Source organism: Stenotrophomonas sp. YJH_SMC_21 (assembly GCF_059369555.1).
The window spans coordinates 60,286-73,126 of record NZ_JCAFSU010000004.1 but is presented as its reverse complement, the minus strand read 5'-3'; the positions used below and the strand labels follow the sequence as shown (position 1 = coordinate 73,126).

The following is a 12,841-nucleotide window of genomic DNA, read 5'->3' as shown; positions in this document are numbered from 1 at the left end:
CCGTCGTTGCCGGCGGGCGGGCGCGGCCCCTCCCTCAAGGTGCCTTGGCCCCATGGTAGACGCGGGGCTGTCGGCTGCGTCCAGCTGCATACGTATTCATGGCGCCACGCGGTAGCGCGCCTGCTGCGCTGGCTTATGGTCCGGGTCTGCCAACGGCGCCTTGGGAGGGGAAATGCCGATGTCACACACGGTTGTACGCGCACTGTTCGCGCACATGCTCGGCGTGGCCCTGCTGGGATTGGCCACGCTGGCACAGGCCGCGCCACAGGTCGTCAGCGTCGAATCACCCGGCAAGGTGCTCAAGGTCAGCCTGGTGCTGGATGGCGGCACCGCCCGCTACCGCGTCGAGCGTTTCGGCGAACCCGTGGTGGAGGATTCGAAGCTCGGCTTCGCCCTGCGCGACGGCCGCCTGGACCGCGATTTCGCCCTGCTTGGCCAGCAGCGGCGCAGCGTCGACGACAGCTGGGAGCAGCCGTGGGGCGAGCGCCGGCTCACCCGCAACCACTTCAACGAGCTGACCGTGCAGCTGGCCGAAACCACCGGCAGCAAGCGTCGGCTGGATGTGGTGTTCCGCGCCTACGACGATGGCCTGGGCTTCCGCTATGTGTTCCCCGAACAGCCAAACCTGCACGAGGCGATCATCGATGACGAACTGACCGAGTTCGCCATCGCGCCTGAATCCACCGCCTGGTGGATCCCCGCCGGCGAGCCGATCCACTACGAATATCTGTACCAGCGCACGCCGCTGCGCGAGGTGCCGCTGGTGCATACGCCGATGACCGTGCGCAGCCGCGATGGCCTGCATGTGGCCATTCACGAGGCCGCTCTGGTGGACTACGCCGGCATGTGGCTGCGGCGCACCGAGGGACAACGCCTGCGCGCGCAGCTGTCACCCTCGGCCGAAGGCTGGAAGGTGCGTCGTGCCCTGCCCTTCGCCACGCCCTGGCGCACGCTGCAGATCGCAGACCGTGCCGGTGGCCTGGTCGAATCGGACCTGATCCTCAACCTCAACGAGCCCAATGCGCTGGGTGATGTGAGCTGGGTGAAGCCGGCCAAGTACGTGGGCGTGTGGTGGTCGATGCACCTGGACAACGAGAGCTGGGCCACGGGGCCGAAGCACGCGGCCACCACCGCCAAGACGAAGAAGGTGATCGACTTCGCCGCCGCGCATGGCTTCCGCGGCGTGCTGGTGGAGGGCTGGAACCCGGGGTGGGACGGCATGTGGGTGGGCAACGGCTACGACTTCGATTTCACCCGGGCCACGCCCGATTTCGACATTGAAGCGCTGTCGGCATATGGCCTGAAAAAGGGTGTGCACCTGATCGGCCACCATGAAACCGGCTGCGCCATCGAGCACTACGAGGACCAGCTGGGCGCCGCGCTGGACCTGTACGCACGGCTGGGCGTGGACCAGTTCAAGACCGGCTACGTCTGCGACGATGGCCAGGTCGACCGCCGCAATCCCACGGGGGGCCCACTGTGGCGCGAGTGGCACGACGGGCAGTTCATGGCCCGCCATCACCTGAAGGTGGTGCAGGAGGCTGCGCGCCGGCACCTGTCGGTGAACCCGCATGAGCCGATCAAGGACACCGGCCTGCGCCGCACCTACCCCAACTGGATCTCGCGCGAAGGCGCGCGCGGCATGGAGTACAACGCCTGGGGCCAGCCGCCGAACCCGCCCGAGCACGAGGTCAACCTGGTGTTCACCCGCATGCTGGCCGGGCCGATGGATTACACCCCCGGCATCCTCAGCCTGAAGGGCCGCCACGGCCAGGCCATCCCCAGCACGCTGGCCCGCCAGCTGGCGCTGTACGTGGTGCTGTACAGCCCGATCCAGATGGCCGCCGACCTGCCCGAGCACTACCTGCAGCACCGCGAGGCATTCCGCTTCATCGAGGACGTGGCGGTGGACTGGGAGCAGAGCCGCGTGCTCGATGGCGAAGTGGGCGACTACGTGACGATCGTGCGCCGTGACCGCAACAGCCGCGACTGGTTCCTCGGCAGCATCACCGACGAACACGGCCGCGTGCTGCCGGTATCGCTGGGCTTCCTGGAGCCGGGCGTGCGCTATCGCGCCGAGATCTACCGTGATGGTGAAGGCGCTGATTTCCGCAGCAACCCGTTCGCGTTCGCACGCGAAACCCGCGAGGTGACCAGTGCCGATGCACTGACGCTGGTGCTGGCACCGGGCGGTGGGCAGGCCATTCGCTTCACGCCGCTGTGAATGCCCCGGTAGTGCCGGCCGCTGGCCGGCAAGCCGGCGAACGTGATTGCCGGCCGCTGGCCGGCACCACCGCAAGCAGGATCTGAAAGCGATTACACCCCTGCAAACGCCATTGAATACGTATGCAGGGTGATTCCCGCGAAGAATGCGCTGCCTACCATAGCGGCGACGACAGCGGCCACCGCGTCGCACGTTCACGGCACCGCCGGAACGCTCACAAATCGATCTGCAACATTGCCTGGGAGGGGAAAATGTTGAACCACAAGCGCAGTGCGCTGAGTCTCGCGCTGGCCGTTGTGCTGGCGCCGACGCTGGCGTCGGCACAGTCCACGCAGAGCACCACCACGCCGGCCGCCACCGCCGCCACCAACCTGGATACGGTGCAGGTTACCGGCATCCGCCGCGGCATCGAGAGCGCGATCGCGGTCAAGCAGGACGCCACTTCGGTGGTCGAGGCGATTTCCGCCGAAGACATCGGCAAGCTGCCCGACGTCAGCATCGCCGAATCGATCTCGCGCCTGCCCGGCCTGGCCGCGCAGCGCGTGGCCGGCCGTGCGCAGGTGATCAGCGTGCGCGGCCTGTCGCCGGACTTCGCCACCACCCTGCTCAATGGCCGTGAAGTGGTCAGCACCGGCGACAACCGCGGTGTCGAGTTCGACCAGTACCCGTCCGAGCTGGTCAACGGCGTGACCGTCTACAAGACCCCGGACGCGGCGCTGGTCGGCCAGGGCCTGTCGGGCACCATCGACATGCAGACTGCACGCCCGCTCAGCTTTGGCGAGCGCGTGATCGCGGTCAGCGGCCGCTACCAGAAGAGTTCGCTGGGCCGCGCCGCCAACGTCGATCCGTACGGCAACCGCTTCAGCGCCAGCTACATCGACCAGTTCCTGGACAAGACCCTGGGCATTGCCATCGGCTACGCGCACAGCGACATGCCGATCCAGGAGAACCAGGTCGGCCTGTACGAACCGTGGACCACCGAACACACCGACAAGGGCGAGCGCCCGGGCGTGGGCGCCGGCACCTACTTCTCCGATGGCATCAAGGCGCTGCGCCGCACCGGCAACAACAAGCGCGACGGCGTGATGGCCACGATCCAGTTCCGGCCGAACAACAGCTGGACCAGCACCTTCGATGCGTTCCACACCGAAGCCGAGCAGATCGACACCGCCAACCAGTTCGAGCTGAACCTCAGCAACTACAACGGCAACTACACCCCGGGCCTGCTGGTCAGCAACCCGCAGATCAACGCCAACGGCTCGTTCACCGGCGGCACCGCCAGCGGCGTGTATCCGCTGGTGCGCGGCATGTACAACAAGCGCAAGGACAAGATCGATGCGTTCGGCTGGAACAACGAGTTCAACTTCGGCGGCGTCAAGCTGGTCGCCGACCTGAACTACTCCAAGGCCACGCGCGCTGAGCTGAACCTGGAAAACAACCTGCAGCTGACCCCGATGCCGCAGCTGGACACGGTCGGCGTGTCGATCCGCCAGAACGGCTTCTCGCAGATCAACCCGGGCCTGAACTACTCCAATCCCGACGCGCTGTTCCTGACCAACACCATCTACGGTTCCGGCTACGGCAAGGTGCCGCAGGTGGAAGACCGCCTGAAGGGCGGCAAGCTGGCCGCCACGATTGCGCTGCCCGAGGCCATTGCCTCGTGGGCGCCAGACCTCGACATCGGCGTGAACCATGCCGACCGCCGCAAGGTGAAGACCCAGTCCGAAGGCAACATCCTGCTCGGTGCACAGGGTGATGCCAACATCGCCTCGGACCTGCAGTACCGCCCGGTCGACCTGAGCTTCGCCGGCCTCGGCACCATCCCGGCCTGGAACGTGCCGGCCGCGGTCGGTCGCTACATGATCTTCAACCCGGTCGACAACCTGGACTACCTGATTCCCAAGTCGTGGACGGTGCAGGAAAAGATCACCACCGCGTGGGCGCGCCTGAACATCAACACCGACATCGGCGTGGTCGGCGTGCGCGGCAACATCGGCGTGCAGATGCAGCACACCGACCAGAGCTCGGATTCGCGCTACTGGGACAGCTCGCAGCCGGCTGGCAGCAACATCCAGCCCTACTCCGCAGGCCGCAAGTACAACGACTGGCTGCCGAGCTTGAACCTGGCCTTCATGTTCCCGCACCAGCAGACGCTGCGCTTTGCCGCCGCCAAGCAGGTTGCGCGGCCGCGCGTGGACCAGATGCGTGCCGGCCTGGAGTTCGGCGTGGATACCGGCACCGGCCGCCCCGGTGGCAGTGGCGGCAACCCTTTGCTGGACCCGTGGCGCGCCACCGCACTGGACCTGTCCTATGAGAAGTACTTCGGCGAGAAGGCCTACGTGGCCGCCGCGATCTTCTACAAGGACCTGAAAAGCTACGTCTACACCCAGTCGGTGGACAACTACGACTTCACCGAACTGCTTCGCAACTACGTTCCTCAGCAAGGTGCGGCGCCGGTTCAGTACACCGGCACCTTCTCCGCGCCGCAGAACGGCAAGGGCGGCACGCTGAAGGGCCTGGAGCTGACCGGGTCGTTCCCGCTGGAGATGCTGACCGACAGCCTGCGCGGGTTCGGCGTGCAGGCCAGCGCGACCTTCAACAAGAGCGACATCACCATCCTGGACCCGGAAAGCGCGTCCAGCGTGGGCAGCGACCCGATCAGCCTGCCGGGCCTGTCCAAGCGCGTGTACAACTTCACCGCCTACTATGAGCGCAACGGCTTTGAGGCACGTGTCAGCCAACGCCGTCGTTCGGACTTCATCGGTGAGATCGGCAACTTCAATGGCAACCGCAGCCTGCGTTACGTCGTCGGCGAGAACGTGACCGACGCGCAGGTCAGCTACACCTTCAGCGACAGCAGCGCCCTGCGGGGGCTGACCGTGCTGCTGCAGGGTAGCAACCTGACCAACGAGCCGTACCGCACCTACGCCGGCAGCAAGGATCGTCCGCTGGAGTACATCGAGTGGGGCCGCACGTACATGCTGGGCGTGAACTACAAGTTCTGACCCGCACCGGGTAGGGCCGGCCGCTGGCCGGCAACAGAAAACAGGGAGCAGGACCGGAAACCCGCTGCGCAGGCAGCGGGTTTTCTTTTGCGCGGGTGCCGGCAGTTGGTCGGCCAGGGCCACCCACAAAAAAGGGACGGGGCGCTTCGGCCCCGTCCCCGCAAGTACCGCCACCGGAGAAAACGGTCAGCTGCGTCGGGCGCAATACACCGCGCGCGGCGGCAGCTGGAGTTCATTGCCCTGCACCGTGCCCGCATCCGGGCCCGGCACCGCCACCTGCTGCCAGTTGCCCGGCGGCAGCGGATGGCTCACCGCTTCGGCCGACAGGTTGAAGGCCAGCAGGAGGGTTTCATCTGCAAGCATACGCTCGAACAGCAGCACTGGCTCGGCGCTTTCGATGAACCGGATGCTGCCATGCAGGAGCGCCGGCTGGCTACGCCGCCAGGCCAGGAAGGCGCGGAACGCCGCCAGGACCGAGTGCGGGTCGCGCTCCTGCACGGCCACCGCCGCCGCCCGGTGCTCGGCCGGGATCGGCAGCCAGGGCGTGCCGGAGGTAAAGCCAGCCAGCGGAGCGTCGCTCCACGGCAGCGGGGTACGGCAACCGTCGCGGCCCTTGAAATTCGGCCAGAAGGTGATGCCATACGGGTCCTGCAGCGCCTCGAACGGCACCTCGGCCTCGGCCAGGCCCAGCTCCTCGCCCTGGTACAGGCACACCGAGCCGCGCAGCGAGCACAGCATCGCCACCAGCATCCGCGCCAGGCGCGGATCGGCCGGATAGCCGCCCCAGCGGCTGACCGCGCGTTCCACATCGTGATTCGAAACCGCCCAGCACGGCCAGCCTTCGGTCATCGCCGCTTCCAACCGCGAGACCGTGTCGCGGATGTAGGCCGCGCTGTAGTCGTCCACCAGCAGCTCGAAGCTGTAGCCCATGTGCAGGCGGCCGTCCTGGGTGTACTCGGCGGTGGTGGCCAGCGAGTCTTCCGACGAGATCTCGCCCAGGCTCACCGCGCCCGGATACTCATCCAGCAGCGCGCGCAGCTGCTCCAGGAATGGCAGGTTCTCCGGTTGGGTGTTGTTGTAGAAGTGGTACTGGTAGGCGTACGGGTTGTCCGGACTGAAGCCGCGGCCCACGCGCTTGTCCGCCGGCTTGGGCGGGTTATCGCGCAGCTGCGCGTCGTGGAAGCAGAAGTTGATCGCATCCAGGCGGAAGCCGTCCACGCCGCGGTCCAGCCAGAACCGCACATTGTCCAGGGTGGCCTGCTGCACGTCCGGGTTGTGGAAGTTCAGGTCCGGCTGGTCGACCAGGAAGTTGTGCAGGTAGTACTGCTCACGGCGCGGTTCCCACTGCCAGGCGCCGCCGCCGAACAGCGACAGCCAGTTGTTGGGCGGGGTGCCGTCCTCGCGCGGGTCGGCCCAGACGTACCAGTCGGCCTTCGGATTACTGCGGTCCTGGCGGCTCTCGCGGAACCAGGCGTGCTCGATCGAGGTATGGCTCAACACCTGGTCGATCATCACCTTCAGGCCCAGGTCGTGCGCCTTGGCCAGTAGACGGTCGAAGTCGTCCAGGCTGCCGAACAGCGGGTCGACGTCGCGATAGTCGGCGATGTCGTAGCCGAAGTCGGCCATCGGCGACTTGAAGAACGGCGAGATCCAGATCGCGTCCACGCCCAGCGCGGCAATATGGTCCAGGCGCTGGATGATGCCCGGCAGGTCGCCCACGCCATCGCCGTTGGCATCGAGGTAGCTGCGCGGGTAGATCTGGTAGATGACGGCTCCGCGCCACCATGGATAGTGCGACATCGACAGCCCCCCTCCGGGCATGCGGGACCCGCCAGTAGCGGGCCGAAATCCTGTTCCGGCAAGCTTAGCGGCGGCCTCGCGGGCATGGCGCAACCTGCATACGTATTCACGCAGGCGGCAGCGTTTGCGGCGCCGGGAACGCCGGCCAGCCCCGTTTGCGCCCGAATTCACGGCCAGCGCCTATAATCGGTGGTGAGCCTGAAAGCCTGATCGCATGACCATCACCGAAGACACCCGTCCCGCCCTGGGCCTGCCCCAGATCCAGTCGCTTGCCGCGGCCGACATGGCCGCCGTCGACGCCCTGATCCGGCGCCGCCTGTCCTCGGACGTCGTGCTGATCAACCAGATCGCCGACCACATCATTTCCGCCGGCGGCAAGCGCCTGCGCCCGATGCTGGTGATGCTGGCCGGCCACGCGGTGGGCCAGGCCGGTCCGGAGCACCACCAGTTGGCGGCGATCATCGAGTTCATCCATACCTCGACCCTGCTGCACGATGACGTGGTGGACGAATCCAGCCTGCGCCGTGGCCGCAGCACCGCCAACGCGCTGTGGGGCAACGCGCCCAGCGTGCTGGTCGGCGACTTCCTGTACTCGCGCAGCTTCCAGCTGATGGTCGAGCTGGAGCGCATGCCGGTGATGCAGATCCTGGCCGACGCCACCAACCGCATCGCCGAGGGTGAAGTGCTGCAGCTGCTGCACGTGCACAACCCGGACACCGACGAAGCCGCCTACCTGCGTGTGATCGAGCGCAAGACCGCGGTTCTGTTCGCCGCCGGCACCCGCCTGGGTGCGCTGGCCAGCGGCGTGGACGAAGCCACCCAGCAGGCCCTGTTCGACTACGGCATGCATCTGGGCTACGCGTTCCAGATCGCCGACGACGTGCTGGACTACTCGGCCAATGCCGAGGAACTGGGCAAGAACCTGGGCGACGACCTCGCCGAGGGCAAGGCCACGCTGCCGCTGATCCATGCCATGGCCCATTCCGACGACGCCACCCGCGAGCGCCTGCGCACCATCGTGCAGGACGGCGACGCTTCGGCGATGCCGGAAGTACTGGCCGCGATCCGCTCCACCGGCGGCCTGGAGTACAGCCGCGCGCGTGCCGAGGAATATGCCGAAGCCGCCGAGCGCGCGCTCGATGGCCTGGGCGACAACGATGCCGTGGCGGCCCTGCGTGGCCTGGCGCGTTACGCGGTGCAGCGCTCGCATTGATGGGTTGAGGTGTGCCGACCAACGGTCGGCACCCACCAAACCGGCGTTCCGGAGGGTGCCGACCATTGGTCGGCACGGGAACGCTCGCATTGACCGCATCCGGTAGTGCCGGCCGCTGGCCGGCATTCCCGATGACATCCGCAGCATCATGAGGTTGCCCGCCAGCGGCCGGCACTACCGCTGCGCGGATCAACGTTTCTCGAAGCGCTCCTCGAAGAACTCATCCAGCGCCTTCCACGCGCGCTTGGCCGCCCGCTCGTTGTACTGGCACCCCGGCGGGCTGTTGGCATCGCGCTCGGCAAAGCAGTGCACCGCCCCGCTGTAGTTGGTGAACTCCCAGTCGACCTTGGCCGCGTTCATTTCCCTCTGGAAACCGGCGATATCCTCGGCGGTCACGCTCCTGTCGTCGGCACCGTTGAGCACCAGCACCGACGGGTGACTGCCACCGGCCTGCGCCGGCAGCGGTGAACCCAACCCACCGTGCAGGCTGACCACAGCGGCCAACGGCGCACCGGCACGGGCCAGCTCCAGCACCGTGGTGCCGCCAAAGCAGAAGCCCACCGCACCGATCCGGCTGGCATCGAGCGGCACCCTGCCGGCCTGCGCCTTGAGCAAGTTCACCGCTTCCAGCGCGCGTGCGCGCAACAGTGGCCTGTCGTTGCGCAGCTTGCTGGCCACCGGCCCGGCCTCGGCATCGGTCTTCGGCCGCACGCCCTTGCCGTACACATCGGCCACCAGCACCACGTAATCATCGCCCGCCAGCTGCTTGGCCTTCTCGATGGCCGACTCGTTCACACCCTTCCAGTTCGGCACCATCACCAGGCCCGGACGCTTGTCGTTGTCGCCATCGTCATAGACCAGCACGCCACTGAAGGTCGTGCCCTGGTGTTTCCACTCCACCGGCTGCGTCTTCATTGCCGCCCACGCCGGCATCGCCGCCAGGCCGAGCACCATCGCCACACCACAACGCCATCGGTTCATGCGCCTGCTCCGCGAGAAAAAGGGGACGGAGGGGATTAAGCCGTATTCGCCCCTCCCGCGTCGCATTCTGCATTGGCGACGTGACGCAGGTGTGGTTGGATACGACTTAATCCCCTCCGTCCCCTTTTTCGCATGAACCTTGTTGACCGCTTTCTGTCTGGCCTGATCCCACGCCTGCCCGCCGACGATGCCCCGCAATGGGCTCACGTCCAGGGCGCCAGCGCAGAAGACCTGCAGCGCCTGCGCATGCAATGGCCGCAGGTGCCTGACAGCCTGGTGGAACTGTTGTCCCGCGTCGATGGCACCCACTTCCGCGAGTACCCCGGCGGCGGGGTCTGCGTGCTGATGCTCGGGTCGGACGTGGAAGACGGCGGCTATCCGTACTACCTGCGCTCGGTCGCGCAGATCTTCGAGGACCAGCAGCAATGGGACGACAGCATCCGTTCCATCTACGAAGAGTGGCTGGATGACGAGCCGGAGATTCTGGGTGAAGGCATCGACGCGGATCTGCCGATGAACCGCCGCCTGTGCTTCTCGCACTGCATGAACAACGGCGGCACGTCGATGCTTTACCTGGATTTCAACCCCGCACCGGGCGGCACCGTCGGCCAGGTGGTGCGCTACCTGCACGACCCGGACAGCTATGCGGTGATCGCGCCCAGCTTCGATGCGTATCTGCAGCAATTGATCGACGGCGGCTACGCGTTCATCGACGAGGAGCAGTAGATCCACGCCATGCGTGGATGAATTTCTCCGGAGGGTTGCCGGCCAGAATCCCGTTGGGGTCAGAGCCCTTTCCTGCGGAGAGGGATCCGACCCCTCAGGCGATGCCCAGCCCCGGAATCGCGCTGATGCTGTCCGGGTCGAATCCGGCCAGCTCGGCGAAATGACGGCCACGCGCCACGTAATCGCGGTACGCACCAAAGCTCGGTGCGCCCGGCGACAGCAGCACCACCCCACCCTGCTCACCCAGCGCAGTACGCGCCAGCGCCATCGCCTCGGCAAGATCGCCCGCAGCATGCAGACCGAAGCGACCGGCATCGGCCAGCGGCTGCAGCATGGCGTGGATGCGCGGGCCGTTGCTGCCCATGGTCACGATCTCCACCGGCGGCACGTCGTGCGCCATGTGCTGCATGAAATCGGTCCAGTCCAGGCCACGGTCGTGCCCGCCCACCAGCAGCGCGATGCGCTGCCCGGCGAAGCACTCCAGCGCGGCCAGGCTGGCATGCGGCGTGGTGCTGATCGAATCGTTGACGTAGGTCAGGCCATCGGCCACGCCGATGCGCTGCAGGCGGTTCGGCAGCGGGCGGAAATCCTGCACCGCCGGTGCCAGCGCTACGGCATCCAGCCCCAGCGCTTCCAGCGCGGCCAGCACCGCGCACAGGTTGCCGCGGTTGTGGCGGCCCGGCAGCGGCGTGTTGCGGGTATCGAACACGGCCTGTTCGCCGCGATGCACGACGTCACCGCGCATGTGCCAGCCCTGCGGCTGGTTGAACCAGACCACTTCGCTGTCAGGGAGCGACAGCGCGGCCAGGTGCGGATCGGCGGCATTGAGCACGGCGATGCGCGGTGCGGCTTCAGTCACCAGCCGCAGCTTGTCTTCGATGTAACGCTGTTCGCTGCCGTGCCAGTCCAGATGCTCCGGGAACAGGTTCAGCACCACCGCCACCTGCGGGCGGGCGCCACTGCGTGCCACTTCGCCGGTCTGGTAGCTGGACAGTTCCACCGCCCAGTACTCAGGCGCGGGCTGCGGGTCCAGCACTTCCAGCAGCGGCAGGCCAATGTTGCCGACCAGGCCGGTACGGTGGCCGGCGGCACGCAGCAGGTGCGCGACCAGCGCGGTGGTGGTGCTCTTGCCCTTGGTACCGGTCACGCACACGGTGTCGTGCACGATGCCATCGTCGGCCGCGTGTTCGGCGAACCACAGCGCGGTGCCACCGATGAAGCGGGTGCCCTGCCCTGCAGCCGCCAACGCGATTGGCTGGTAGGGGCTGATGCCGGGAGACTTGATCACCACGTCAAACGCGGCCAGCGCTTCAGCAGAAGGCTCACCACGCACGTCCAGCACGCCCTGCGTTTCCGCACGCGCGGCCTCGACTTCGGCCGCCGGGCAGAACAGGCTCAGCGGCAGCGAGGGCAGGCGCTCACGCAGCACCGCAAACGCGGCGCGGCCCTCACGGCCCCAGCCCCACAGCGCAACGCGCTTTCCGTCAAGCTTCGAAATCTTCACGCACCCGTTCCCACAGCGCAGGCGGAACGCGATGCTCGCCCTGCAGCTGCAGCAGCGGTGCCAGTTCCAGTTCGGCGGCATCCAGCTGCGGCTGGATCTCGTTGCAGAAGCGCTTCACCAGCACGTCTTCCTTCCACTCCGGGCGTTGCGCCAGGGTCGCCATCGCCGCACGCGATTCGCGGCCTTCGCCCACGCACTCGAACGGCTTGTGGTCCTGGAATTCCAGCAGCGCATCGAAGCCACCGGCCTGCTCGGCATCGTCCAGCAGGTTGCGGCCGAAGATGCGCACCAGGCGCGTCTTGGGCATGAACGGGGCCAGCGCCAGGAACACGAAGTGGCACTTCGGGCAGACGCCGCACCAGCGGTTCACCGGGCGCTCGCCGAGGATGTGGAAGTTGCGGTTGCAGCTGGAGAAATGCGCGTCGTAGAAGTCACTCTTGGCGAACTGGCGGGCCACCGCCAGCTCGGACATCGGGCGCAGCAGCGAGTAGTACTGCAGGTCCGCCGCCACGTACTTCTGCACATGGCTGCCGAACGCCTGCTCGCAGGCCCAGCCCTTGGACCACTGATGATTCACTTCGCCGGTGCCTGGAATCTGGCTGCCGTAGCTGGCCGAGCGCTCGTTGGAGAACACCACCTGGTCCACGCCGTGCAGCAACGCGGCCAGCACCATGATCGCCGAGTTCACCACCGTCACCGGGATATGGCCGTTCCATGCGCCCTGGCGATTCAACTCGAACAGTTCAGGTGCCAGCGTGCGGCCCAGGTTCAATGTCGGCAGGCCGGTGCGCTCGGCGCACGCACGGATCAGCTGCGAGCCACCGATCCAGGTCACGGTCTCGTCCACGCCGGCACGGCGCAGCGCTTCGATGCTGACCAGCGAATCCTTGCCGCCGCCGATGGCCACCAGCGCGTGCGGCTGCAGGCCCAGCGACGGCGCCTGCACGGCCTCGCCCTGCACCGGCAACCGGAAGCGGCCGCGCAGGTTCAGGCCATTGCGGTAGGCGAATTCGCCCAGGCCGTTGAGGTAAATGGTCTCCACCAGTGCGGCGGTATCGGCATCGATGCTGTAGCTGTCGATGCTGACCGTCTCCGGCACGCCCGCCTTGTAGTAGCTGACACCGGCGATCAGGTGCAGCAGCTGCAGCGCGCGCTGCACGGCGGCGGTACGCGCCTCGTCCAGCACGAACGGGGCGCCGGGCACGGTGATGGTCTCCACCATCTCCGGGCCGTCATCAAAGGCATAGACCAGCCTGGCCACGCCGGTCTCCGCGGCGAATTCGCAGCGGACGAAGCGGAAGCGGGAAACCTGGTGTTTGTCGAAAGCAGTCATGGTGTATCCGGTCAGGCACGGGCCCGCGCGAGGGCGCGGGGCGTGTCGGTGGGCG

General features: G+C 67.1%; 8 protein-coding genes. 4 read left to right on the top strand and 4 right to left on the bottom strand.

The window, feature by feature from the left end; translation table 11 throughout:
- The first annotated feature begins 172 nt into the window (after positions 1–172).
- Together AC5P67_RS07840 and AC5P67_RS07835 are read left to right on the top strand one after the other, a co-directional pair.
- Positions 173–2,224 (top strand): glycoside hydrolase family 97 protein, encoded by a 2,052-nt coding sequence (locus tag AC5P67_RS07840; RefSeq protein WP_111118504.1) that lies wholly within the window; start codon positions 173–175, stop codon positions 2,222–2,224.
- 251 nt (positions 2,225–2,475) lie between these two features.
- The gene (locus AC5P67_RS07835) at positions 2,476–5,229 is read left to right on the top strand and encodes a TonB-dependent receptor (RefSeq protein WP_065183155.1); all 2,754 of its coding nucleotides are present in this window, start codon (positions 2,476–2,478) and stop codon (positions 5,227–5,229) included.
- A 186-nt stretch (positions 5,230–5,415) separates the two neighbouring features.
- Here AC5P67_RS07835 and AC5P67_RS07830 read toward each other — a convergent pair whose 3' ends face one another.
- Positions 5,416–7,029 carry an alpha-glucosidase gene (locus AC5P67_RS07830; RefSeq protein ID WP_495214474.1) on the bottom strand — a complete coding sequence of 538 codons (1,614 nt, stop codon included), beginning with the start codon at positions 7,027–7,029 and terminating at the stop codon, positions 5,416–5,418.
- 214 nt (positions 7,030–7,243) lie between these two features.
- Here AC5P67_RS07830 and AC5P67_RS07825 point away from each other — a divergent pair, with 214 nt between their 5' ends.
- Entirely contained in the window at positions 7,244–8,242 is a 999-nt protein-coding gene (locus tag AC5P67_RS07825) for a polyprenyl synthetase family protein (RefSeq protein WP_012479378.1), read from the top strand.
- 189 nt (positions 8,243–8,431) lie between these two features.
- Here the strand turns inward: AC5P67_RS07825 and AC5P67_RS07820 are convergent, their stop codons facing one another.
- Entirely contained in the window at positions 8,432–9,223 is a 792-nt protein-coding gene (locus AC5P67_RS07820) for a dienelactone hydrolase family protein (RefSeq protein WP_227843245.1), read from the bottom strand.
- 132 nt (positions 9,224–9,355) lie between these two features.
- Between AC5P67_RS07820 and AC5P67_RS07815 the strand changes: the two genes are divergently transcribed.
- Positions 9,356–9,949 carry an SMI1/KNR4 family protein gene (locus tag AC5P67_RS07815; protein WP_012479376.1) on the top strand — a complete coding sequence of 198 codons (594 nt, stop codon included), beginning with the start codon at positions 9,356–9,358 and terminating at the stop codon, positions 9,947–9,949.
- 94 nt (positions 9,950–10,043) lie between these two features.
- Here AC5P67_RS07815 and murD read toward each other — a convergent pair whose 3' ends face one another.
- Together murD and murL are read right to left on the bottom strand one after the other, a co-directional pair.
- Entirely contained in the window at positions 10,044–11,453 is a 1,410-nt protein-coding gene (gene murD / locus AC5P67_RS07810) for a UDP-N-acetylmuramoyl-L-alanine--D-glutamate ligase (RefSeq protein ID WP_495214470.1), read from the bottom strand.
- Positions 11,434–12,786: a UDP-N-acetyl-alpha-D-muramoyl-L-alanyl-L-glutamate epimerase gene (gene murL, locus AC5P67_RS07805; protein WP_111118507.1), complete on the bottom strand. Its 1,353-nt coding sequence runs from the start codon at positions 12,784–12,786 to the stop codon at positions 11,434–11,436. The genes murD and murL overlap by 20 nt, the downstream gene beginning before the upstream one ends.
- Positions 12,787–12,841: the final 55 nt, after the last annotated feature.